Here is a 22,980-nt window from a genome sequence, read left to right as displayed (position 1 = left end):
GCACGGAGGCCGGGTGCCGGTCGCGCGTGCGATAGCCCTGCCGCCAGCAGAGCCTCATGCAGCACGTCGGGCGTAGCGCATGCGACTGCTGCTAGCGCTGGGAGCGTGTTGACGATCCAGCGGGTGTCGTCAACAGGCACTCAGTACAGCGCCCGCTCCATCAGCGCCTGCAGCCGCTCGGCCATGAAGTCGCGCAGCGCCCGCACCAGCGGCGTGAACTGGCGGCGGCTGGGCGCCACCAGGAAGAGCGGTACAGCCTCGGTGGTCCAGCCGGGGCACAGCGGCACCAGGCGCCCGGCGGCCAGGTCGTCGGCCACATCAAAGTACGACTTGTACGCAATGCCACGGCCCAGCACGGCCCAGCGGCGCACCGCGTCGCCGTCGTTGGCCACGTTGCGGCTGCGCACGCGCACCACCACTTCCTGGCCCGATGCGTCCCAGAAGCGCCAGCGGTCGTGCACGTCCTCGCCCAGCATGAAGCACAGGCCATCGTGCGCAGCCAAGGCGTGGGGCGTATCGGGCGTGCCGTGCGCGGCCAGGTAGGAGGGGGCGGCGCAGAGCACGCGCCGGTGTTCGGCGACCAGCGGCAGCGCCACCAGGCTCGAATCCTGCGGCTTGCCGTAGCGGAAGGCGGCATCCACCGGTTCGCCGTAGACATTGGCCATGCGGTCCGACAGCTGCAGGCGGATGTCGATGCCGGGGTGCAGTGCCTGGAAGGCATCCAGCCAGGGCAGCAGCACATTGCGCCCCAGGTCGGACGGGGCCGCCAGCTGCAGCATGCCACGCAGCTCGCCCGCCCGGCCGCTGGCGAGCTGGCCCTGCACCTGCTGCAGCGCGGCGAGTGCGGGGCGGCAGTGCTCCAGAAACAGCGCGCCCTCCTGCGTTAGCCGCAGGCTCCGCGTGGAGCGCACGAACAGCGCCACGCCCAGCTCGGCCTCCAGCCGCTTGAGCGCGGCGCTCGTGGCGGCGGGGGTGAGATCCAGCGCACGGGCCGTGGCCGAAAGGCTGCCGCTGTCCACGGTGCGCACAAAGATGTCGAGGTCTTGCAGGCTTTTCATGGCGAGGGTGGATGAGAAAGGGAAGACGACGGCGATGGAACGACACCACCACCAGGGGCTGATATTCAAATTTTCTTTGAATATTCTTTCAATCAACCGTCTATTTAAAAACTATTGCAGAAAGCCCACCATTCACGCCATGTTCCACACCGGCCTGCCGCCGACCCGAGCCCCTGCCATGACCACCACCCCACACACCGCCACACCCGCCCTGTTCCGCCCCCTGCAGATGGGGCCGCTGGCACTGCCCCACCGCATCGTGATGGCGCCCATGACGCGCGCCCGCAGCAGCCAGCCGGGCGACGTGCCCAACGCGCTCATGGCCGACTACTACGCCCAGCGCGCCAGTGCGGGCCTCATCGTCAGCGAGGCCAGCCAGGTGTCACGCCAAGGCCAGGGCTACAGCTTCACGCCCGGCATCTACAGCGAGGCGCAGGTGCAAGGCTGGCGCCGCGTGACCGAAGCGGTGCACGCCGCGGGCGGGCGCATGGTGCTGCAGCTGTGGCACGTGGGCCGCATGTCGCACGCCAGCTTTCATGCCGATGGGCTGCCCGTGGCGCCCTCGGCCCTGGCCCCTGCAGCACGGGTATGGGTGGCAGGCGAAGACGGCGTGGGCCGCATGCTCGACTGCCCCGTGCCCCGCGCGCTGGAGGCCGCCGAGATTCCTGGCGTGGTGGACGACTTCCGCCGTGCCGCCGCCAACGCCATGCGCGCAGGGTTCGACGGCGTGGAGATCCACGGCGCCAACGGCTACCTCCTTGACCAGTTTCTGCGCACGACCTCCAACCACCGCACCGACGCCTATGGCGGCCCGCTGGAAAACCGCACCCGCTTCGCCCGCGAAGTGGCCGCAGCCGTGGCCAGCGAGGCCGGCGCCGAACGCACGGGCATGCGCCTGGCCCCGTTCATCACGCAGCGCGGCATGGACTGCCCGGAGATCATCCCCACCATCCTGCACCTGGCGCGCGAGCTGGACACGCTGGGCCTGGCCTACATCCACCTGGCAGAGGCCGACTGGGACGACGCCCCCCGCATTCCAGATGAATTCCGCCAGGCTCTACGCGCAGCCTTCAGCGGCCGTGTGATGGTGGCGGGCCAGTACACCCCCGAACGCGCGCAACAGATCCTCGCGTCCGGCATGGCCGACCTGGTGGCGTTTGGCCGCCCGTTCATTGCCAACCCCGATCTGCCTGCGCGCTATGCCGCCGGGCTGCCACTGGCCCCGTTCGATGCGGCCACGCTGTTTGGCGGCGACGCACATGGCTACAGCGACTACACACCGGCCCCGCTGGCTGCGCCCAAGGCCCGGGCTGGCGCGGCTGAAGTGGCCTGAAAACGGCACCACGCGCCCTTCCGAACTTCGCATATCCCCCGCTTCAACTCCCTTTGCACCTCAAGGAACCCATCATGAAATCCGTTGGCTACCAAACCGCCCACCCCATCGACCACCCCGAGTCGCTGCTCGACATCACCCTTCCCGACCCGGTGGCCACGGGCCGCGATCTGCTGGTGGAAGTGCACGCCGTTTCGGTCAACCCCGTGGACACGAAAGTGCGCAAAAGCAGCTCACGCAGCGGCGACGGGCCCGACCACAAGGTGCTGGGCTGGGACGCCAGCGGCATCGTCCGCGCCGTGGGCCCCGATGTGACGCTGTTCCAGCCCGGCGACCGCGTCTGGTACGCGGGCTCCATCGCACGCCAGGGCACCAACAGCGAACTGCACCTGGTGGATGAACGCATCGTGGGCCATGCACCCCAATCGCTCGACTTTGCCGAAGCCGCCGCGCTGCCGCTGACCACCATCACCGCGTGGGAGCTGCTGTTTGACCGCCTGGGCGTGGCCCCCGGCAAGCAACCCACCCACAAGACCCTGCTCATCATTGGCGCGAGCGGCGGCGTGGGCTCCATCCTCACGCAGCTGGCGGCGCGGCTCACCAGCCTCACGATCATCGGCACCGCATCGCGTCCCGAAACGCAGCAATGGGTGCGCGACCTGGGCGCCCACCACGTCATCGACCACAGCCAGCCGCTCACGCAAGAGCTGGCGCGCATCGGCCACCCCATGGTGGACATCATCGTCAGCCTCACGCAGACCGACGCACACTTCGACCAGATCGTCGAGGCCATTGCGCCCCAAGGCCAGTTCGCGCTGATCGACGACCCGGTGTCGCTCGACGTGACGAAGTTCAAGCGCAAGTCCGTGTCGGTGCACTGGGAGCTGATGTTCACCCGCGCGCTGTTCGGCACCGCCGACATGATCGGCCAGCACCGCCTGCTGACCGAGGTGGCTCAGTTGGTGGATGCGGGGCTGATTCGCACCACGCTGGACCAGCGCTTTGGCACCATCAATGCCGAGAATTTGAAACGCGCGCATGCGCTGATCGAGAGCGGCAAGGCGCGGGGCAAGCTGGTGCTGGAGGGGTGGGCCTGAAGAACTGCGGGCCACGCAGGGGGCGTAGCACCACCCGCGCGGCAGATTGTGTGTCGGACTGAAAAATACTGTATTTATAAACAGTCTTTCAGGTATAAATCAGGGCACCACAACCCGAGGAGACCTCCCATGCTGGACCACATGACCTTCCGTGTCACCGACATCGCCCGCACCAAGGCGTTCTACACCGCTGCCCTCGCGCCTTTGGGCTACAGCCTGTGTTTTGAAGGCAACTACGGCTCGAACATGCTGGGCTATGCCTACCCGGCTCCGTCTGAGCACGACGGCAAGAAGGCGGATGTGTGGTTCATCGACGGCCCCTCGCCCTACGGCGGCCCGCCCGCCACCACGGGCTGCCACCTGGCGTGGCGGGCCACCACGCGGGCGCAGGTCGATGCCTTCTACCGCGCCGCCATCGAAGCCGGGGGCCAAGACAACGGCGCCCCGGGCCTGCGGCCCGACTACCACCCCCACTATTACGGCGCGTTTGTCATCGACCCGGAAGGCAACAACATCGAAGCGGTGTGCCACCTGCCGGAGTAGACGGGCCTGCACCGCTGAGGACTGGTGAGGCCTGTCAAGGCCAGGCCGCCCAGTGCACTGTCCCGTGCACCGAAGTGCTGCGGGATCAGTCCAGCTTCACGCCTGCCGCTTTGATGATCTCGCCCCAGCGCTTGGACTCGGAGCGTGCCATGGCGCGGAACTGCTCCGGCGTGCCGGGCAGGGCTTCCATGCCGAAGTCGGCCATGCGCTTGACCACGGCGGGGTTGAGCAGGGCCTTGTTCAGGTCGCCGTTCAGGCGCGCCGTGATCGCAGCGGGCAGACCGGCGGGCGCCAGGATGCCCTGGAACGCAAACACCTCCGTGTTGGGCACACCGGCTTCTGCCAAGGTGGGCACGTCCGGCAGCGCGGCCACGCGCTTGGCCGAGCCAATGGCCAGCGCACGCACCTTGCCCGAGGTGATGACGGGAAGGCCAGCGGCCAGGTCCAGGAACATGCAGGGCACCTGGCCGCCCATCACGTCCTGCAGCGCAGGCGCCGCGCCGCGGTAGGGGATGTGGGTGAGGAAGGTCTTGGTGCGGTTCTTGAACATCTCCATCGCCAGGTGGTGTGGCGAACCATTGCCGGGCGATGCGTAGTTGAGCTTGCCAGGGTTGGCGCGCGCGTAGGCGAGGAATTCCTTCACCGTCTTGGCTTCAAATGCCGGGTGCACCACCAGCGCCAGCGGAAAGCGGCTGATGCCGCCCACGTAGGTGAAGTCCTTTTCGGGGTTGAACGGCAGCTTGGTGAACAGGTGTTCGTTGTAGGCCAGGATGGCGTTGTCGGCCGACATGAAGGTGTTGCCGTCGGGCTTGGCCGTGGCCACCATCTGGCCGCCGATGTTGGTGGAGGCGCCCGGGCGGTTGTCCACCACGATCTGCTGGCCCAGCGTCTGGCGCATGGCCTCAGCCACGGTGCGGGCCAGCACGTCGGTGCCGCCACCGGCGGGGTACGGCACCACCCAGCGCAGGGGCTGGTCGGGCCAGGTCGATTGGGCGGCGGCCCAGGGCGCAGCGGTGGTGGCGCCTGCGGCGGCCAGGGCGGACAAGAGGGTACGGCGTTGCATGGGGTTGTCTCCTTGATACTATGAATTTGATAGCTGCAAGCGCATGTTCCTCTAGCGCATGCAGCCGTTTTTATTCAAATTTTTCTCTGCGGGGCCTCAGGCGGCCGGTGCGGCAATGGTCTGGTCGATGGCACCAAAAATGCTGGCGCCGTCCTTGCCCTTGACCTCGATGCGGATGGTGTCGCCGAACTTCATGAAGTCGGTGCTGGGCTTGCCGTCCTGGATGGTTTCGATGCAGCGCTTTTCGGCGATGCAGCTGTAGCCCTTGGGCCACTCCATGCGGCCGTTCTGCTCCACGCCCTTGTTGCTGACGGTGCCGCTGCCCACGATGGAGCCGGCGCGCACGTTGCGCGTCTTGGCGATGTGGGCAATGAGCTGGCCGAAGTGGAAGGTCATTTCAGGACCCGCGTCGCACATGCCGACCTTGCGGCCGTTCCAGGTGGACTGCACGGTGAGGTTGACGCGGCCGTGGTCCCAGGCGTCGCCCAGCTCGTCCAGTGTGACGGCGACGGGGCCGAAAGCGGTAGCGGGCTTGCTCTGGAAGAAACCGAAACCCTTGGCCAGCTCGGCCGGGATCAGGTTGCGCAGGCTTACGTCGTTGGCAATCATCACCAGGCGGATGCCGTCCAGCGCCTGGTCGGCGGTGGTGCCCATCTTCACGTCGCCGGTGATGACGGCGATCTCGGCCTCGAAGTCGATGCCCATGGCTTCGCTGGGCACCACGACATCGTCGCAGGGGCCGATGAAGTCGTCGCTGCCGCCCTGGTACATCAGGGGGTCGGTGTAGAAGCTTTCGGGCACTTCGGAGTTGCGCGCTTTTCGCACCAGTTCGACGTGGTTGATGTACGCAGACCCGTCAGCCCACTGGTAGGCGCGGGGCAGCGGGGCCATGCACTGGGCGGGGTCGAAGGGGAAGGCGTGGCGCGCGCGGCCGCTGTTGAGCTGGTCGTACAGGTCCTGCAGCTGGGGTGACAGGAAGCCCCAGTCGTCCAGCACCTGCTGCATCTTGCTGGCAATGCCGGTCGCATAATGGGCCGTGCCCAGGTCGCGGGAGACGACAACCAGTTGGCCGTCGCGCGAGCCGTCTTTGTAGGTAGCGAGTTTCATGGTGGCAGGACCTTTGTCTCAGAAGGGTTGATGGGCACCGCTAGCGAAGATTACGCTTGGGTAAATTGATTTAACTAAACAAAACTCGCAAATTTTAGTGCACATGGACAAAGAACGTGCAGGAATTCAATCGGTCGAGGTGGGTTTTGCCCTGCTGGAGGGGCTGACGCGCTCACGTGGACCGCTGATGCTCAAGGATGTGGCCGCCTCGGCGGGCATGAGCGCGGCCAAGGCGCACCGGTATCTGGTGAGCTTTCAGCGCCTGGGCCTGGTCACGCAAGATCCCCGCACCGCGCGCTATGACCTGGGCCCGGCCGCACTCAAGCTGGGGCTGGCCTCGCTGACTCGGCTCGATGGCGTGCGCCTGGCCCGCGAACGCATGCCCGCGCTGATGGAAACCATCGGCCACACGCTGGCGCTGGCCGTGTGGGGCAACCACGGCCCCACCATCGTGCACTGGGAGGAATCGCCCCAGGCCGTCACCGCCAACCTGCGCCTGGGCGACGTGATGCCGCTGCTGTCGTCAGCCACGGGCCGGTGTTTTGCGGCCTTCATGTCGCCCGAGGTGGTGGCGCCGCTGCTCAAAGAGGAGCTGGCCCGCGCCGTGAAGATGCGCCGCACCGACCTGCCCGCCACCATGGCCGAAGTGAACGCACTGCTGGCCGAGGTGCGCGAGCGCGGCGCCGCCCGCGTGGTGGACACGCTGCTGCCGGGCATCGTCGCCTTCTGCGCGCCGGTGTTCGATGCCGACGGTCACCTGGAGCTTGGCATCACCACGCTGGGATCCATCGCCACCTTTGACCCCGAATGGGGCGGCGCCATTGATGCGCCGCTGCGCGCGGCCGCAGCCCAGCTGTCCAGCGACCTGGGCGCAGGCAGCGCCTGACGGCCCCGTACCCGGACACACAAGCAGCGAGCAGATGCCACGGCGCGCGCTGGTTTTCATCACGGCCCTGGTGCTGGCCCTGCACTGGCTGGTGCTCAGCGGCGTGCCCCTGGCCTGGGACAGCCCTGCACAGCCGTCCAGCCAGGTGTTCAGCACGCGCAGCATCGCGCCCGCACCGCCCCCACCAGCCGTTGCGCCCTTCGGCGTGACCGCCGCGCCCGTTGCCGCACCGCAGCCCCCGGCCCGTAAAAAGGCGCCCTCCCCCAAGCGCCCCCCAGCCCCTGTCGCCGCAGACCGTCCCGAGCCTCTACTGGCGGCCGCCCCTGTCACGGAAGCCGGCGCGCCTGCGGACCCTGGTGCCGCAACCACCGTGGCCAGCGCAACCCCTGAGACGCCTGCCAACGACGCCGCCCCGGCACCCGCGCCTGCGGCATCGGCACCGGCCGCCCCCCCAGAGCCCACGGCTGAAGACGCCCAGCCCGGCACGGGCGTGGACATCCGCCCGCCCGGAGGCACCGGCCGCAGTGCCAGCGCCCCACCGCCGCCCGTGCGCATGCCTGCCCCCACGCGCCTCGCGTTTGACGTAAGCGGCCAGGCCAAAAAGTTCGCCTACAGCGCCCGGGCCGAACTGCTGTGGCAGCACGACGGCAATCGCTACGAGGCGCGCCAGGAGATCAGCGCCTTTCTGGTAGGCACCCGCACGCAGCGCAGCGTGGGCACGGTCACGGAGCAAGGACTGCTGCCCGAGAAGTTCTCCGACAAATCCCGCAGCGAGCAGGCCGCGCATTTTGACTACGACAAGGGCCGCGTCACCTTCAGCGCCAACACGCCCGATGCCGTGGCAGGCCCCGGCGTGCAGGACCGGCTGAGCCTGTTCATCCAGCTGGGCGCGATGCTGGCCGCAGACCCGGGCCGGTTTGTGCCTGGCACCCAGATCACGCTGACCACGGTGAGCGCCCGCAGCGCCGACCGCTGGACCTTCACCGTGGAAGGCCCCGAAACCCTGGACCTGCCCGCCGGGCCCACGCCTGCCCTCAAGCTGCTGCGCCTGCCCCGCAAGGACTACGACCAGAAGGCCGAACTCTGGGTGGCGCCGGGGCTGGGTTATCTGCCCGTGCGCATCAAGCTCACCCAGGCCAACGGCGATTTCGCCGACCTGCTGCTGCGCGCCAGCGGCCCTCCCTGAGCGCAGCCTGTGATCGCTGCGCCGCACGGAGTGTTGCGCCCAAGCGCCATCTGGGCAAAAAAGCCCCACAAGCCCGGCGTGCTACGTTTTTCATGAAATACTGCAACGCAGCAGGGAACAAAAGCCGTGGTTTACCTAGGAACGTTCTAAGGCCTTGAACTCTGCGCACCCGCTGTCATCTGACATCTATATCGACAAGGGGAACACGATGCACATGCTCTACGACTCAGAATCCTTCGTGGTGGTCCATATGCTGCCCGATGCCGTGGAGAAAAAGAGCGCCCAGGTGCTCAACGACACCGCCCCCGCCGTTCCCCAGCTTGCACGCCATGGTTTTGAAATCGTGGACAAGCGCTCCGGCAAAGAGGTCTACCTGGACGGTTCCTGGGCCGAGATGTTCCAGGAACAGATCCTGGCCTGGCAGCGCGACACGCCCACCCAGGAAGAAGTGGAAGACGCACTGGACCGCTACGCGGGCCTGGCGCAAAACCCGGTGGTGGTGCACTGACACCGCGACAAAGGCCGGTGCGTTAGCTCAGCCCACCGAGCCTTCGTGTGCGCTGGGCGGATAAATCCTCCGGTACAGCGGGTCCACCAGCATCAGCACCGCAATCAGCCGGCACACCTGGAACGCCGTCACCACGGGCACCCCCAGCTGCAGCACCTTGGCCGTGATGGCCATCTCGGTGATGCCGCCGGGCGAAGTGCCCAGCAGCAAGGTGACCCAGGGCAGCCCCGTCGCCCAGGCCAGGGCACCGGCAAACAGTGCGCACACGCCCATCAACGCCACCGTGCCCAGCGCCACCGACGCCAGCCAGCGCGGCGCAGTGTGCAAGAACTCCGCGCGAAACCGCACGCCCAGGCTCACCCCGATCACGAGCTGCGCTGCGTTGACCATGCCCTGGGGCACCGCCGACAGACTCTGGCCCGCCATGGTCAGGCCCATGGACACCAGCATCGCCCCCATGAACCAGGGGTTGGCGCGGCCCAGCCGGTCCATCAGCAACGCCCCTGCACCGGTCAACAGCGCCATCAGCGCCAGCCCCGGCCAGTTCACCACCCGCAGCGTGGGCGGCAGGATATCGAGGCCATGCAGTCCACTGAACTGCAGCGCGAACGGAATGGTCACCGTAACGATCAGCAGCCGCAGGCTGTGGCTGGCAGCCACCAGGTCGGTACGCGCGTTTTCGCGCTCGGACAACAAGGTCATCTCGGACGCCGCTCCAATCGCGCCGGCAAAGTAGCTGGTGGCGCGCAGCATCGGTGCAGGAACACCGTGCATGCGGGGCGCATGCACGCGGTAAAGCCACGCACCAAACAGCCAGCCCAGGAACAGCGCCCACGCAATGCCCAGCACGATGGCCCACCACAGGCCGCCGATCAGCGCGACCACCTGGGGCGTGAAATACAGGCCCAGCGCGGCGCCAATGGTCCATTGCCCGGCGTTGCGCAGCGGGCCCCAGCTTTCGGTGGGGCCGCCGGCCATCGACACGACAGAAGTAGCCAGCAGTGGGCCGATCATCCAGGGCAGCGGGGTCTGCAGGGCCACACAGGCAGCGGCAGCGGCCCACGCCAAGGCCAGGGTGGCCAGGGTGCGAACAATAAAGAGGGGGCGCATACGGGAAACGGCAGGCAGGCAAGCAAACAGGCGCGGCAGGTCGCGCAACCCCGCAGTATCGCGCGAGCCGCTGGCCCTGCAGCCGCCAAGGCGCTGCCCAGACGGAACGGCTGGCATCGCCACCGGGCAACGGCCGCTTGGCACCGGGCGCCAAGCAGTCCCTGGGGGCAGCAGGCGCCAAAATTTCAGCCCTAGCGGCCTCTTGCGCTAGTCGAATATGCGCTTGCAGCTATATTTTTGATATCAATTAGTCGCACCCCGCCGCGCAGCCATCTCCTGCCCCATCGCCGCAAGGGACGCGGGCGGCAGCAAAGTGGCAGCAGCAGGGTAGGCCACACCTTCTTCGGCGGCGATGTGGGCGTCGTACCGCATGGCAAAACGGTCCAGCGCGGCCTCGTCCTGGGGCGTGAAGCCGGTGGCGCTTTCATCCAGCAACGCTTGCAGCCCGGCCCGGGCCGCTGCCCAGTCGGCGGTCATGGCCACGTGGTCGCGCTGCAGGCGCGTGACCAGCGCCCGGACCTCGGGCGTGGCCTGGGCGAGCAGCAGGGGGAACACATGCAGTTCTTCGTCCTGGTGGTGCAGCGGTGCTGCGATGTCGAAATAACGCAGTACATCCCGCGCGGCCTGGCGGGCATCGTTGTCAACGCCCTGCTTTCGCACATGCTCACGCAAGCGGCCCAGCAAACCCAGCGTGCGTTGCACGCGCTCGTGGCAGGCCTCCAGCATGGCAAAAGGCTGCTCAAAGCCCACGGCCGGCGCGCTGAAGCCGGGCAGATGCCTTGGCGCAGCAGCAGATACGGATGCGGACGCAGGTACGGACGCCTGTGCCATGGCAGGCCTCAGCCAAACCGCACAGGGTGGCCCTGGCGGTCAAACGGAATGAACGCCCCATGCGCCCCACCCTTGATCGCATCCACCATGCGCTGCAAGGGCGTCTCGGCATCGGCGCTGCTGGGCGCCTGGTTCAGCGTGCCGGACATCGCCGCCGCAAACACGATGGCCCAGTCGTGGCCCGGGGCGGTGAACTGGCGGGCCTCGGTCGCCAGTGCGTCGAACGATGCCAGTTCCTGCGGCGTCTTGTCCACACACATCAGAGGCACCAGGGCACCGCCCTGCCCGGCCTCGAAGCGCGCGCGCTGCGCGGGGGTGGCGTCGTCGGGCAGCTCCACCGCCGCGAAGACGAACAGCAGGCGCTGCGGCTCGGGTTGCATGCGCGCAGCCTGCAGCAGGTCGTCAAAACTGGAAATATCCATGAAAAGGTCTCGCAATCAATGAAAGGTGGGAGCCACCAGCGCGCTTCAAAATCCAGGCACCACGCCCCGCTTGGCATCCAGTGTGCTCACATAGGCGCCTGCCGCAGGGCGTGCGCGCACCGCCTTGCGCGACAACACGGTGCCGATGCTGATGAAACACAAGGCCTGCTCGGAGGCCGCCAGCTGGAACAAGGCCCGCAGGCTCGGCGCCTTCAGCGCCTTGCCGCTGGTCAGTGCCGAACCGTAGCCTTGCGCGGTGGCCATCAGCAGCATGTTCTGCACGGCACAGCCGGCAGAGACGGTGCGCTCGGCCAGATCAATCTCGGCGTCGCCCCGCTCGGCATCTACCACCGCCAACAGCAACACCGGGGAGCGGTACGCCTTCTCGCGTGCCTGCTCGGCCTGCTCGGGGGTGGCGGCAGAGTCGCGCTCCAGCAGGGCCTGCGCAAACACATCGGCCAGCGGCGGACGCGCGGCCTGCGGCACCAGGATGAAGCGCCAGGGCAGCAGCTGACCATGGTCTGGCGCGTGGGCTGCGGCCTGGAGTATCTGCGCCAGCTCGGCCGCATTGGGGCCTGGCCCGCCCAGGCGCTTGGGCAGAATGGTCTGGCGTGACTGGATCAACGCCGCCGCCAGCCCGGCCACATCGTCAGGCGCACTGGCCCGCGCCGCAGCAGGCTGCGCGCGAGACGAAGGGTTCAACGGCCAGGGAATGACAGACATGGGGAATCCTTCCAATGCTTACCGTGTGTCCCGGGAAGGCCGATGCGGGACCCGACCATTCATCCACAGCTCCCCAGGTGCCCACACTGCGTGCAGTAGTCGCAGCCGTCCTTGCGGATGACCGCGTGGGCGCCACATTCGCTGCACTTCTTGCCCGCCATGGCCTGGGGAACGGCCACGGGCAGCGGAACGGGCTCGTCCAGCGGCAGTTGCTGCTGCACCGGGTCGGCCACGCGGCGCGCCAGGATGTTCTGGATGGCATAGGCCATGGCCGCCACTTCGGAGTCGTGCCACATGGGCACCAGCGTGCCGTCGTCCTTGCGGTGGGTGCCCAGGCGCACCGGGCCGCGGTCCCAGGCGACCTTGCGCATGTCCGACAGCGCCCGCTCCAGAAAACCGCCACGCGCTGCGAGCGACAGCATGCGCATGCTAGACGTGATCCACTGCTGCGACTCGCCGCTCTGGCCCACCGGCATGAAGAACTCGATGGCGCGGTCCACCGTACCGTTGCCCACGCCCGTTGGCACGGGCAGGAAGGACACGATGAGGTACAGGGTCTTGTGGCCTTCCTGTGTCCAGTACTCAAGCTTCTCAGCCACCGCCGAAAGGCCCCCTTGCGGACGGCTTTCGATCACGGTGCGCATGGGGTCCACCGGGGGTGCGGGTGGCGCCACAGGCGCCGCAGCGGGCGCAGGCGCAGGTTCCGCATGGGTTTCGAGCACCGAACCCAGAATGCTGTTGGGCCGGTAGGTTGCCAGGCCCTTGAGCTTGGCGCGCCAGGCCTGCAGGTACAGGTCCTTGAACCCTTCGTAGGGGTAGTCCGCGGGAATGTTCACGGTCTTGGAGATGGCCGTGTCCACAAAAGGCTGCACGGCTTCCATCATGGCGATGTGGCCTTCGGCCGGCATGGCCAGGGCCGAGACGAAGTAGTCTGGCAACGCCTCCACATCCCCGCCCAGCTCGCGGTACAGGCGCCAGGCATGGTCTTCCACCGCGTATTCGGTGGTGCTGCCGTCGGACTCGCGCTTCTTGCGCTTGTACATCCACGAGAACGGCGGCTCGATGCCATTGGAGGCATTGTCGGCAAAGGCCAGGCTCACGGTGCCCGTGGGCGCGATGGACAACAGGTGGCTGTTGCGGATGCCGTGCTGGTGGATCGCGGCCTTGAGCGATTCGGGCAGCCGGCTCGCAAACGTGCCTTCCGCCAGGTAGCCCCGCGCATCGAACTTTGGAAACGCACCTTTCTCGCGCGCCAGGTCCACCGATGCGGCATACGCTGCGTCGCGCATGCACTCGGCAATGCGCGCGGCCATGGTGCGGCCCTCAGGCAGGTCGTAGCGCAGGCACAGCATGGCCAGCGTGTTGCCCATGCCGGTGAAGCCCACGCCAATACGGCGCTTGGCCATGGCCTCATCGCGCTGTTGCGGCAGCGGCCAGTAGGTCACATCGAGCACATTGTCGAGTGCGCGCACCTGCAGTGCCACGGCTTGGGTGAATGCGTCAAAGTCAAAGGCGGCCACACCGCCAAAACCAAAGGGGTGGCGCACAAAGCGGGTGAGGATGATGGGGCCCAGGTCACAGCAGCCATAGGACGGCAGCGGCTGCTCTCCGCAGGGGTTGGTCGCCGCAATGTCTTCGCAGTAATGCAGGTTGTTGTCTTCGTTGATGCGCCCCAGGAACAGGATGCCAGGCTCGGCAAAGTCGTAGGCCGACTTCATGATCGTGTCCCACAGCTCGCGCGCGGCCACGGTGGCGTAGACCCACAGGCCATCGGCGCGCTGGCGAGCGCCCTGGGCCAGCAGTGCGGTGCCGGGGCGGGCCTTGTGCACCAGCTCCCACGGTGCGTTGTTCTGCACGGCCTGGATGAACTCGTCCGACACCCCCACCGACACATTGAAATTGTTCCAGCGGCCTGGCATGCGCTTGGCGGTGATGAACTCGTGCACATCGGGGTGGTCGATGCGCAGCACGCCCATCTGCGCGCCCCGGCGTGCGCCAGCGCTCTCCACGGTGGAGCAGGACTGGTCGAACACGTTCATGTAACTGCACGGCCCCGATGCCATGGAGGCGGTGGCCTTCACCTGTGCGCCCTTGGGACGGATGCGGGAGAAATCGTAGCCCACGCCCCCGCCACGGCGCATGGTCTCGGCCGCCTCGCGCAGCGCTTCGTAGATGCCCGGAAAGCCTTCGTCATCCACGCCCTGGATGCAGTCACCCACGGGCTGCACAAAGCAGTTGATGAGGGTGGCCTGGATGTCGGTGCCCGCTGCGCTCATGATGCGGCCTGCGCCGATGGCGCCCGCCTTCAGGTTGGCGAGGAACAGTGCCTCGTACTTTGCGCGCAGTTCGGGTTTTTCGACCGAGGCCAGGGCCCGTGCCACGCGCTGGTATAGCTCGTCGGCCGTGGTTTCGCCGGGTTTGAGGTATTTCTCCCGCAGCACATCCAGGCTGATGGGCTGCAGGGACGAGGTGGGGTTGAGTGGGGGCTGGGGTTCGCGTTTCATGGGGGCCGATGATTTGGGTTTCAGGCTGAAACGGGGTTGCGTTCCGTCAAGGAGCGCTCATTCCACTCCGAATGCAGCGCCATGGCAAGTCAGTGGCCGCTCACTCGTCCACCAGCACCTGCCCATCATGCTCCACGTAGGGCTGGTAGGGGCCGGTGCCGCTGTGGTCCGACTGCGAAGCGGGCACAAATCCACCGGTCTGGACGTCGAACACATGCACTTCGCCGTCCTCGATCACATAGTGCCAACCGTGCAGGCTGATCTGGCCCGACTGCACCCGGCTGCGTACCATGGGGTACTCCATGAGGCGCTCCAGCTGCAGCACCACCGCGCGCTGCTCGGTGCGGCGCAATACCTCGGGACCCGGCTGCATGGGCAACAGTGCCTCGCGCCCCAGGTCCAGCCAGCGGTTGAGGTTGGGGGCCTCGGGCGACACCTCACCATACATCGCCTTGATGGCCCCACAGTGACTGTGGCCGCACACCACGATGCGGCGCACCTGCAGGTTGAGCACCGCGAACTCGATGGCCGCCGTGGTGCCATGGTGGCCATGCGACCCGTCGTACGGCGGGATGAACGCACCCACATTGCGCACCAGAAACAGCTCGCCCGGCCCCGCACCAGTCAGCAGATAGGGCACCAGGCGGGAGTCGGAACACCCGATGAACAAGGTGGTGGGATGCTGCCCTTCGTCCACCAGCGCCTGGAACTGCTGGCGATACTGGGGGAAAGCGTCGTCATGGAAGCGGCGCAAGCGGTCCAGCAACTCGTCGGGCATGGGCAGGCAATCAGATAACGGTGGTGTGTGGAGCAACTACTGTACGAGCGGTGTGTCGGCAGCGTCCAGCGCCACCCCTTCGACCACGGCGGCGCCCGCCAGCAGCTGCAAATATTGGCGCAACGCATTCGCCCAGGCCTGCTGGCGCAGGGTGAGCGCAATGGCTTGGCGCACCTCTTCGAACGAGGGCTGTTGCCCCGGGTCACGGGCCACCACCTCCACCACATGCAGACCAAAGCGGCTGTGCACCAGGCGTGCCAGCACACCGATCTCAGCACAGCCAAACACCTCGCGCGCGAACTCGGGGGCGCAGTCGGCGCGGGTCAGCCAGCCCAGGTCACCGCCCTGCTGGCCACTGGGGCAGTTGGACCACTGGGCGGCGGCCTTGGCGAACTGTGCACCGCCATCGTCCGCGCAGCGCAGCTCGATCAGCAAGGCCTCGGCCCGCAGGCGCAGCTGCTTCACATCCACGCCCGGTGTCACCGCAAACAGCACATGGCGCAGTTGCGCACGCTCCCCCTGGGCATGGGCCGCAGGGTGGGCGTCGTGGTAGCGGCGGCAGGCTTCTTCTGAAGGATCAGGGAGGTCCAGCTCGCGCTCCAGCAACTGCTCAATGGCATCGGAGGCCTCGACGCTGATGGCGCCCAGGGCACCCGGCACATCGCTCGCGGGCAGCAGACCCGCTTGTTGCGCCGCCTGGCGCAGCAACTCGGTGCACGCACGCTGGCGCAGGGCCTCTTCGTCCAGCGACTCGTGCGGGGCGTTGAGGGCCACGCCATTGACACGTGCCACCTCGGCCGCCACCAAGCCCCTGCCCCCCATGGCGCCGGCTGGTGGTGCGAGGGCGGCTTGCAGAGGCACATCGTCCATCGTTGCCACCAGGGCCTCGTAGGCCGCAGCCTGCGTCGGGGTCAGCGTGCTGGCAGGTGCTGCCGCCACGCCGCCGTCAGTGGAGCCGCATCCGCAGCTCCCGGTTCCACATCCGCTCATGGTGTGCTCCTTGATAGTCGGTGGATTTCAGGCGCGGCGGTCTTGCGACTGCATGTGGCCTGGGGGCAGGTTCAAGCGGCGCGCACGCACCACCTGGTAGGGGCGCAGCACATAGGCCAGCGTGCCAAAGCCACTCCACACATGCACCAGACGGGTGAAGGGGAAGACCAGGAAGATGCTCATGCCCAGGAACATGTGGGCCTTGAAAATCCAGCCCGCCTCGGCCAGCAGCTCCACCCCGCCACTGCGGAAGGTCACCACCCGTTGCCCCCACTCGGCCAGCTTCATCATCATGGAGCCATCCAGATGCTGCGCCGACAGCGGAATGGTCGCCAGGCCCAGCGCCAGTTGCAGCCACAGCAGCACCAGGATCAGGATGTCGCTGGCCTTGGACGTGGCGCGGATGCGAGGGTCCGACAGGCGGCGGTGCAGCAGGATGGACAGGCCGATGAAGCCCAGCGTGCCCGCGATCCCGCCGGAGACCATGGCCATGAGCTGCTTGGCGCCCGCACTCATGAAGTGCTCGTACACAAAGTGCGGCGTGAGCATGCCCACCGTGTGGCCGAAGAAGAGGAACAGCACGCCGATGTGGAAAAGGTTGCTGCCCCAGCGCAGGCTTCCAGTGCGCAGCAGCTGCGACGAGTCACTCTTCCAGGTGTACTGGTCACGGTCAAATCGCGCCCAGCTGCCGATGAAGAACACGGCCAGGCAAATGTAGGGATAGATGCCAAACAGCAGGGTGTCAAGCCAGGTGGTCATGCTGAGACTCCTTCGGGTGCCCGCTCGGCGCGGGGGGTACGAACAAAATGCAGGGGCTGCGGCTGGTCGGGCTTGGACTGGCCCTGGGTGCTGCAACCGCCAAACGCTTCGGGCTCGGCCCAGACCTCGTCCATGGGCGGCTCGGGCGTGAGCGCCACCGACTGCACACGCTGGCCCGAGACTTCGAGCACGGCGGCGATCACGCTGGCGTAGGGGCTGTTGCGCGCCACGAGGGCGCTGAACAGCGCATTGAGGATGTGGGCCATTTCGCCCAGGAACTCCTTGGCCACTTCGGGCGGCTGGGTGGAGGCGAACTCCAGCACCACCGGCAGGTGGTCGGGCAGCTCCTCTGCCTGGAACTGCAGGCCTGCCTTCTCGTAGGTCTGCAACAGGTCGATGAGCGCCGGGCCCCGGTCACGCGAATCGCCGTGCACATGCTCGAACAGGTGCAGCGAGGTCTGGCGACCTCGATCAAAGTTGTCCACGTAGCGGGCTTCGGCTTCCAGCGGGTCGAGTGCAGCCAGGTGCTCGCACACCGCCTTCAACTCCTCCATGCGCTCGGCCGTCAGGGCTTGCTCGGCCTGCAGAGCGTCGATGAGCTGCGGCATCACGCTGCGCAGCTGAGCATCGGGGTAGCTCAGCAGGTAGCCCAGGGCGCGCAGGGTCAGGCGCACGGAGGTCGGGTTCTTCTTGAACATGGTGATTCCTTCCGTGTCGCTCAAACAGTCGCTTTGATGGGAATGGTCCGCGGCTTCTTGCCACCGAACATACTGGTCTCGGTGGCGCCGTCGGAGCAACCGTTGCCAAACGAGAAGCCGCAGCCGCCCCGGATGTCGAACGCGTTTTCTGCGTACTCGCGGTGGGCCGATGGGATGACGAAGCGGTCCTCGTAATTGGCAATCGCCATCACGTGGTACATCTCCTCCACCTCCGCCATCGACAGGCCGGCCTGCTTGAGCACCGACAGGTTCTGGCGCTGCTCCACATGCTTGTCGCGCTGGTAGGTGCGCATGGCCAGCATGCGCTCCAGCGCCCGCACCACGGGCCCGGTGTCACCGGCGGTGAGCAGGTTGGCCAGGTACTGTACGGGGACGCGCAGCTGCGACACGTCGGGGATCTCGCCATTCACGCCCACGTGGCCGGCATTGGCAGCGGCCGTGATGGGCGACAGGGGCGGTACATACCAGACCATGGGCAGCGTGCGGTACTCGGGGTGCAGCGGCAGGGCCACCTTCCAGTCCACCGCCATCTTGTAGACGGGGCTGTTGCGGGCGGCGTCCATCCAGCTGTCCGGGATGCCGTCGATGCGGGCCTGCTTGATGACATCGGGGTCGTTCGGGTTCAGGAAGATGTCGAGCTGGGCCTGGTACAGGTCGCGGTCGCGCTCCACGCTGGCGGCTTCCTGGATGCGGTCTGCGTCGTACAGCAGCACACCCAGGTAGCGGATGCGGCCCACGCAGGTTTCCGAGCACACGGTCGGCTGGCCCGCTTCGATGCGGGGATAGCAGAAGATGCACTTCTCGGCCTTGCCCGATTGCCAGTTGTAGTAAATCTTCTTGTAGGGGCAGCCTGAGACGCACATGCGCCAGCCACGGCACTTGTCCTGGTCGATCAGCACGATGCCGTCTTCCTCGCGCTTGTAGATCGAGCCGCTGGGGCACGATGCCACACACGCCGGATTCAGGCAGTGCTCGCACAGGCGCGGCAGGTACATCATGAAGGTGTTTTCGAACTGGCCGTAGATGTCCTTTTGCACATCGTCGAAGTTCTTGTCCTTGCTGCGCTTGCTGAACTCACCGCCCAGGATTTCTTCCCAGTTCGGGCCCCACTCGATCTTCTCCATGCGCTTGCCGGTGATCAAGCTGCGCGGGCGGGCCGTGGGTGCGGCCTTGGTTTCAGGCGCGGACTGCAGGTGGTCGTAGTCGAACGTGAAGGGCTCGTAGTAGTCGTCGATCTGCGGCAGGTTGGGGTTGGCGAAGATGCGCATGAGCAGCTTCCACTTGCCGCCCTGGCGGGGCGCGATGGAGCCGTCGGGGCTGCGCACCCAGCCGCCATTCCACTTGTCCTGGTTTTCCCATTCCTTGGGGTAGCCGATGCCGGGCTTGGTTTCGACGTTGTTGAACCAGGCGTATTCCACCCCGGGGCGGCTGGTCCAGACGTTCTTGCAGGTGACGGAACAGGTGTGGCAACCAATGCACTTGTCCAGGTTCAGCACCATGCCGATTTGTGCGCGAATTTTCATCGTGTTTCTCCTTGGCTTCAGGCGTGGGCTGCGGTGCTGGACACAGGCTCATCGTCGAGCCAGTCCACGCGGTCCATCTTGCGCACCAGCACGAACTCGTCGCGGTTGGTGCCGATGGTTCCGTAGTAGTTGAAGCCGTAGCTGTACTGTGCGTAGCCGCCAATCATGTGGGTGGGCTTGAGCACGATGCGCGTGACCGAGTTGTGGATACCGCCACGGGTGCCGGTGATCTCGGAGCCAGGGGTGTTGATGATCTTCTCTTGCGAGTGGTACATCATCACCATGCCGGGGTTTACACGCTGGCTCACCACCGCACGGGCTGCAATGGCACCGTTGGCGTTGAAGAGTTCGACCCAGTCGTTGTCCACGATGCCAGCGACCTTGGCGTCGTCCTCGCTCAGCCACACCACCGAGCCACCCCGGTTGAGCGTGAGCATCATCAGGTTGTCGCTGTACGTGCTGTGGATGCCCCACTTCTGGTGCGGCGTGATGAAATTCAGCGCGATCTCGCGGTTGCCGTTGGGCTTCTTGCCTTCCACTTCTTCCAGCGTCTTGAGGTGCACGGGTGGGCGGTAGCTCACGAAGCCTTCGCCAAAGTCACGCATCCACGGGTGATCTTGGTAGAACTGCTGGCGGCCCGTGAGGGTGCGCCATGGGATGTACTCGTGCACGTTGGTGTAGCCGGCGTTGTAGCTGACCTTTTCGCTTTCCAGGCCAGACCAGGTGGGCGAGCTGATGATCTTGCGCGGCTGCGCCTGGATGTCGCGGAAGCGGATCTTCTCGTCCTCGCGGTGCAGCGCCAGGTGCACGTGGTCGCGCCCGGTCTGCTTGCCCAGGGCCTCCCAGGCCTTGCAGGCCACGTGGCCGTTGGTTTCGGGGGCCAGCATCATCACCACTTCGGTGGCGTCGATGTCGGTCACGATGCGGGGCATGCCCTGCGTCACGCCCTCTTCCTTCACGCGGCCGTTCAGGTCGCCCAGCTGGCCGACTTCGGTCTGCGTGTTCCAGCCAATGCCCTTGCCGCCGTTGCCCACCTTCTCCATCAGCGGGCCCAGCGCGGTAAAGCGTTTGTAGAGGTTGGGATAGTCGCGCTCAACCACCGTGACCTGCGGCGCCGTCTTGCCGGGGATCAGTTCGCACTCGCCCCGCTTCCAGTCGCGCACACCATAGGGCTGGGCCATTTCGCCGGCCGTGTCGTGCATGATGGGTGTGAGCACCACGTCCTTTTCGACGCCCAGATGGCCCACGCTGACCTCGCTCACGGCCTTGGCAAAACCCTTGTAGATCTCCCAGTCGCTCTTGGCCTGCCAGGCAGGGTCCACCGCGGTGGACAGCGGATGGATGAAGGGGTGCATGTCGCTGGTGTTGAGGTCGTTCTTCTCGTACCAGGTGGCCGTGGGCAGCACGATGTCGGAGTACAGGCAGGTCGTGCTCATGCGGAAGTCGAGCGTGACCAGCAGGTCCAGCTTGCCTTCGGGCGCGTTGGTGTGCCACTGCACTTCCTCGGGCTTAGCTTCGTCCTTGCCCAGATCCTTGCCCTGCACGCCGTGGGTGGTGCCCAGCAGGTGCTTGAGGAAGTATTCATGCCCCTTGCCCGACGAGCCCAAAATGTTGGAGCGCCACACAAACATGTTGCGCGGCCAGTTGGCAGGGTGGTCCGGGTCTTCGCAGCTCATCTGCAGGCTGCCGTCTTTCAGTGACTGGACCACGTAGTCCTTGGCGTCCATGCCCCGGGCTGCGGCGTCCTTGGCCACCTGCAGCGGGCTGGTCTTGAGCTGGGGGGCGGATGGCAGCCAGCCCATGCGCTCGGCGCGCACGTTGTAGTCGATCTGCGCGCCGTGATAAGCCTTCTTGTCGGCCAGCGGCGAGAGGACCTCCTCCATGCCCAGCTTCTCGTAGCGCCACTGGTCGGTGTGGGCGTAGAAGAAGCTGGTGCTGTTCATCTGGCGCGGTGGGCGGATCCAGTCCAACGCAAAGGCCAGCGCCGTCCAGCCGGTCTGTGGGCGCAGCTTTTCCTGGCCCACGTAGTGCGCCCAGCCGCCACCACTCTGACCGATACAGCCGCAGAGCATCAGCATGTTGATGATGCCGCGGTAGTTCATGTCACTGTGGTACCAGTGGTTCATGGCCGCACCAATGATGACCATGGACTTGCCATGGGTCTTGTGCGCGTTGTCGGCAAACTGGCGGGCCACGGTGATGATCTGATCGCGTGGCACACCGGTGATCTTTTCCTGCCAGGCGGGCGTGTAGGGGCGGTCGCTGTCGTAGGTGACGCCCTGCTCTTCGCCGGGCAGACCCCGGTCAATGCCGTAGTTGCCAGCCAGCAGGTCGAACACGGTGGCCACCATCACCCGGCCCTGGGCTTCGTGCCCGGCCAGCTCCAGGTGGGACACCGGCACGCGGCGCACCATCACGTCGCCGCCTTGTTCGTTGGCCGTGAAGTTGGGCGTTGCCACGCCGCCAAAGTACGGGAAGGCCACATCGGCCACGTCGTGGGCCTGCGCGCCGTCCTCGATCACCGAGAGCTTGAGCTTGACGGTGTTGCCGGTGCGCGCTTCCTTGTTCTCCAGGTTCCACAGGCCCTGGTCGGCACGTCCGTCGGCCCCCCAGCGGAAGCCGATGGAGCCATTGGGCAGCGTGACCTGGCCCAGTTCGTCGTAGCCCACGGTCTTCCAGTCGGGGTTGTTGGACTGGTCGAGCTTGTTCGGAAAGTCGCTGGCGCGCACATAGCGGTCGGGCACCATCACCGTGCGGCCATCGGGCAGCGTCTTTTCCTTGAGCACCACCAGGAGCGGCAGGTCGGTGTAGCGGCGTGCGTAGTCATCAAAGTACGCCGAGCGGCCCTTGCCGCCGTCCTTGAAGTAGAACTCCTTCAGGATCACATGGCCCATGGCCATGGCCACGGCAGCGTCGGTGCCCTGCTTGGGATGCATCCACAGATCGCCCAGCTTGGCGACTTCGGAGTAGTCGGGCGTGATGGACACCACCTTGGTGCCCTTGTAACGCACCTCGGTCAAGAAGTGCGCATCCGGCGTGCGCGTCTGGGGCACATTGGAGCCCCAGGCAATGATGTACGAGCTGTTGTACCAGTCGGCCGACTCGGGCACGTCGGTCTGCTCGCCCCAGGTCTGTGGGCTGCTGGGGGGCAGGTCGCAGTACCAGTCGTAAAAACTCATGCACACGCCGCCGATGAGGCTCAGGTAGCGCGAACCCGCAGCGTACGAAATCATCGACATCGCCGGGATGGGCGAGAAGCCGATGATGCGGTCCGGCCCGTGTTTCTTGATGGTGTACACGTTGGCCGCAGCGATCATCTGGTTGACCTCGTCCCAGGTGCTGCGCACAAAGCCGCCCAGGCCGCGCTGCTTTTGCCATTCGCGCTTGGAGGCATCGTTCTCGACGATGCTGGCCCAGGCGTCCACCGGGCTCTTGGCCAGGGCGATGGCGGCGCGCCAGTGCTTGAGCAGGCGGCCGCGCACCATGGGGTACTTCACGCGGTTGGCGCTGTACAGGTACCAGCTGTAGCTGGCGCCGCGTGCACAGCCACGGGGTTCGTGATTGGGCAGGTCGGGCCGGGTGCGGGGGTAGTCGGTCTGCTGGGTTTCCCAGGTGACGATGCCGCCTTTGACGTAGATCTTCCACGAGCAGGAGCCCGTGCAGTTCACGCCGTGGGTGCTGCGCACGATCTTGTCGTGTGCCCAGCGGTCACGGTAGGCGTCTTCCCAGGTGCGGTCTTCACCATTGGTTTCGCCATGGCCCTGGGCAAAGGTCTCGCGGGGCTGCGAGAAGTACGAAAGGCGGTCGAGGAAATGGCTCATCGGGGGCTCCTTGTTCTGT

General features: G+C 66.4%; 20 protein-coding genes. 6 read left to right on the top strand and 14 right to left on the bottom strand.

The annotated features are described in order from the left end of the window. Positions 1-140: 140 nt before the first annotated feature. Entirely contained in the window at positions 141-1,058 is a 918-nt protein-coding gene (locus tag N4G42_RS02620) for a LysR family transcriptional regulator (protein ID WP_260666047.1), read from the bottom strand. Between the two features lie 178 nt (positions 1,059-1,236). On the opposite strand from N4G42_RS02620, the gene N4G42_RS02615 reads away from it, so the two are divergent. From N4G42_RS02615 to N4G42_RS02605, 3 genes are all read left to right on the top strand, one after another. Continuing rightward, positions 1,237-2,391 carry an alkene reductase gene (locus N4G42_RS02615; protein WP_260666046.1) on the top strand — a complete coding sequence of 385 codons (1,155 nt, stop codon included), beginning with the start codon at positions 1,237-1,239 and terminating at the stop codon, positions 2,389-2,391. Between the two features lie 74 nt (positions 2,392-2,465). After that, entirely contained in the window at positions 2,466-3,488 is a 1,023-nt protein-coding gene (locus N4G42_RS02610; protein ID WP_260666045.1) for a zinc-binding alcohol dehydrogenase family protein, read from the top strand. Between the two features lie 129 nt (positions 3,489-3,617). Beyond that, positions 3,618-4,031 (top strand): VOC family protein, encoded by a 414-nt coding sequence (locus N4G42_RS02605; protein WP_260666044.1) that lies wholly within the window; start codon positions 3,618-3,620, stop codon positions 4,029-4,031. Between the two features lie 85 nt (positions 4,032-4,116). Here N4G42_RS02605 and N4G42_RS02600 read toward each other — a convergent pair whose 3' ends face one another. Together N4G42_RS02600 and N4G42_RS02595 are read right to left on the bottom strand one after the other, a co-directional pair. After that, positions 4,117-5,094, bottom strand: a complete 978-nt coding sequence (locus N4G42_RS02600; protein ID WP_056059819.1) for a Bug family tripartite tricarboxylate transporter substrate binding protein — start codon at positions 5,092-5,094, stop codon at positions 4,117-4,119. A gap of 96 nt (positions 5,095-5,190) precedes the next feature. Continuing rightward, positions 5,191-6,201 (bottom strand): fumarylacetoacetate hydrolase family protein, encoded by a 1,011-nt coding sequence (locus N4G42_RS02595; protein WP_260666043.1) that lies wholly within the window; start codon positions 6,199-6,201, stop codon positions 5,191-5,193. 103 nt (positions 6,202-6,304) lie between these two features. Here N4G42_RS02595 and N4G42_RS02590 point away from each other — a divergent pair, with 103 nt between their 5' ends. The 3 genes from N4G42_RS02590 to N4G42_RS02580 all read left to right on the top strand — a co-directional run bounded on the left by N4G42_RS02590 (position 6,305) and on the right by N4G42_RS02580 (position 8,781). Next, a complete protein-coding gene (locus N4G42_RS02590) occupies positions 6,305-7,087 on the top strand; it encodes an IclR family transcriptional regulator (RefSeq protein WP_056059824.1) in 783 nt (260 codons plus the stop codon). A 34-nt stretch (positions 7,088-7,121) separates the two neighbouring features. Then, the gene (locus tag N4G42_RS02585) at positions 7,122-8,273 is read left to right on the top strand and encodes a DUF3108 domain-containing protein (protein ID WP_260666042.1); all 1,152 of its coding nucleotides are present in this window, start codon (positions 7,122-7,124) and stop codon (positions 8,271-8,273) included. Positions 8,274-8,481: 208 nt separating this feature from the next. Next, complete coding sequence (locus N4G42_RS02580) at positions 8,482-8,781, top strand: DUF3567 domain-containing protein (protein ID WP_055392879.1); 300 nt, start codon at positions 8,482-8,484, stop codon at positions 8,779-8,781. Positions 8,782-8,808: 27 nt separating this feature from the next. On the opposite strand, the gene N4G42_RS02575 is transcribed toward N4G42_RS02580, so the two are convergent. The 11 genes from N4G42_RS02575 to N4G42_RS02525 form a co-directional block, all read right to left on the bottom strand. Beyond that, positions 8,809-9,891, bottom strand: coding sequence for an AbrB family transcriptional regulator (locus tag N4G42_RS02575; RefSeq protein WP_056059827.1), 1,083 nt, complete (start codon positions 9,889-9,891; stop codon positions 8,809-8,811). Positions 9,892-10,134: 243 nt separating this feature from the next. Continuing rightward, positions 10,135-10,722 (bottom strand): hemerythrin domain-containing protein, encoded by a 588-nt coding sequence (locus N4G42_RS02570; RefSeq protein ID WP_260666041.1) that lies wholly within the window; start codon positions 10,720-10,722, stop codon positions 10,135-10,137. An 8-nt stretch (positions 10,723-10,730) separates the two neighbouring features. Beyond that, positions 10,731-11,144, bottom strand: coding sequence for a hypothetical protein (locus N4G42_RS02565; RefSeq protein WP_056745769.1), 414 nt, complete (start codon positions 11,142-11,144; stop codon positions 10,731-10,733). Between the two features lie 45 nt (positions 11,145-11,189). After that, complete coding sequence (locus tag N4G42_RS02560; RefSeq protein ID WP_199170848.1) at positions 11,190-11,867, bottom strand: nitroreductase; 678 nt, start codon at positions 11,865-11,867, stop codon at positions 11,190-11,192. Between the two features lie 59 nt (positions 11,868-11,926). Next, complete coding sequence (locus N4G42_RS02555; protein ID WP_260666040.1) at positions 11,927-14,371, bottom strand: adenosylcobalamin-dependent ribonucleoside-diphosphate reductase; 2,445 nt, start codon at positions 14,369-14,371, stop codon at positions 11,927-11,929. A 100-nt stretch (positions 14,372-14,471) separates the two neighbouring features. Continuing rightward, positions 14,472-15,149: a carbonic anhydrase gene (locus tag N4G42_RS02550; protein WP_015012284.1), complete on the bottom strand. Its 678-nt coding sequence runs from the start codon at positions 15,147-15,149 to the stop codon at positions 14,472-14,474. Between the two features lie 36 nt (positions 15,150-15,185). Then, on the bottom strand, positions 15,186-16,019 hold the full coding sequence (locus N4G42_RS02545; protein WP_409557793.1) for a peptidylprolyl isomerase: 834 nt from the start codon (positions 16,017-16,019) through the stop codon (positions 15,186-15,188). 147 nt (positions 16,020-16,166) lie between these two features. Then, on the bottom strand, positions 16,167-16,898 hold the full coding sequence (gene narI / locus N4G42_RS02540) for a respiratory nitrate reductase subunit gamma (protein ID WP_260666039.1): 732 nt from the start codon (positions 16,896-16,898) through the stop codon (positions 16,167-16,169). After that, a complete protein-coding gene (gene narJ, locus N4G42_RS02535) occupies positions 16,895-17,596 on the bottom strand; it encodes a nitrate reductase molybdenum cofactor assembly chaperone (RefSeq protein ID WP_260666038.1) in 702 nt (233 codons plus the stop codon). Before narJ ends, narI begins: the two co-directional genes overlap by 4 nt. 20 nt (positions 17,597-17,616) lie before the next feature. Beyond that, a complete protein-coding gene (gene narH, locus N4G42_RS02530) occupies positions 17,617-19,140 on the bottom strand; it encodes a nitrate reductase subunit beta (protein ID WP_260666037.1) in 1,524 nt (507 codons plus the stop codon). Between the two features lie 17 nt (positions 19,141-19,157). Further along, the gene (locus N4G42_RS02525; RefSeq protein ID WP_260666036.1) at positions 19,158-22,961 is read right to left on the bottom strand and encodes a nitrate reductase subunit alpha; all 3,804 of its coding nucleotides are present in this window, start codon (positions 22,959-22,961) and stop codon (positions 19,158-19,160) included. Positions 22,962-22,980: the final 19 nt, after the last annotated feature.

This window comes from Acidovorax sp. K2F, from assembly GCF_025246485.1.
In the GTDB taxonomy this organism is placed as follows: Bacteria; Pseudomonadota; Gammaproteobacteria; order Burkholderiales; family Burkholderiaceae_C; genus Acidovorax; species Acidovorax delafieldii.
The sequence above is the reverse complement of the archived record's forward strand: the minus strand, read 5'-3'. Positions and strand labels throughout refer to the sequence as shown.

Coding starts and splice junctions, on each gene's coding strand:
- N4G42_RS02620 (WP_260666047.1), bottom strand. CDS start 1,058: ATGAAAAGCCTGCAAGACCTCGACATCTTTGTGCGCACCGTGGACAGC.
- N4G42_RS02615 (WP_260666046.1), top strand. CDS start 1,237: ATGACCACCACCCCACACACCGCCACACCCGCCCTGTTCCGCCCCCTG.
- N4G42_RS02610 (WP_260666045.1), top strand. CDS start 2,466: ATGAAATCCGTTGGCTACCAAACCGCCCACCCCATCGACCACCCCGAG.
- N4G42_RS02605 (WP_260666044.1), top strand. CDS start 3,618: ATGCTGGACCACATGACCTTCCGTGTCACCGACATCGCCCGCACCAAG.
- N4G42_RS02600 (WP_056059819.1), bottom strand. CDS start 5,094: ATGCAACGCCGTACCCTCTTGTCCGCCCTGGCCGCCGCAGGCGCCACC.
- N4G42_RS02595 (WP_260666043.1), bottom strand. CDS start 6,201: ATGAAACTCGCTACCTACAAAGACGGCTCGCGCGACGGCCAACTGGTT.
- N4G42_RS02590 (WP_056059824.1), top strand. CDS start 6,305: ATGGACAAAGAACGTGCAGGAATTCAATCGGTCGAGGTGGGTTTTGCC.
- N4G42_RS02585 (WP_260666042.1), top strand. CDS start 7,122: ATGCCACGGCGCGCGCTGGTTTTCATCACGGCCCTGGTGCTGGCCCTG.
- N4G42_RS02580 (WP_055392879.1), top strand. CDS start 8,482: ATGCACATGCTCTACGACTCAGAATCCTTCGTGGTGGTCCATATGCTG.
- N4G42_RS02575 (WP_056059827.1), bottom strand. CDS start 9,891: ATGCGCCCCCTCTTTATTGTTCGCACCCTGGCCACCCTGGCCTTGGCG.
- N4G42_RS02570 (WP_260666041.1), bottom strand. CDS start 10,722: ATGGCACAGGCGTCCGTACCTGCGTCCGCATCCGTATCTGCTGCTGCG.
- N4G42_RS02565 (WP_056745769.1), bottom strand. CDS start 11,144: ATGGATATTTCCAGTTTTGACGACCTGCTGCAGGCTGCGCGCATGCAA.
- N4G42_RS02560 (WP_199170848.1), bottom strand. CDS start 11,867: ATGTCTGTCATTCCCTGGCCGTTGAACCCTTCGTCTCGCGCGCAGCCT.
- N4G42_RS02555 (WP_260666040.1), bottom strand. CDS start 14,371: ATGAAACGCGAACCCCAGCCCCCACTCAACCCCACCTCGTCCCTGCAG.
- N4G42_RS02550 (WP_015012284.1), bottom strand. CDS start 15,149: ATGCCCGACGAGTTGCTGGACCGCTTGCGCCGCTTCCATGACGACGCT.
- N4G42_RS02545 (WP_409557793.1), bottom strand. CDS start 16,019: ATGGACGATGTGCCTCTGCAAGCCGCCCTCGCACCACCAGCCGGCGCC.
- narI (WP_260666039.1), bottom strand. CDS start 16,898: ATGACCACCTGGCTTGACACCCTGCTGTTTGGCATCTATCCCTACATT.
- narJ (WP_260666038.1), bottom strand. CDS start 17,596: ATGTTCAAGAAGAACCCGACCTCCGTGCGCCTGACCCTGCGCGCCCTG.
- narH (WP_260666037.1), bottom strand. CDS start 19,140: ATGAAAATTCGCGCACAAATCGGCATGGTGCTGAACCTGGACAAGTGC.
- N4G42_RS02525 (WP_260666036.1), bottom strand. CDS start 22,961: ATGAGCCATTTCCTCGACCGCCTTTCGTACTTCTCGCAGCCCCGCGAG.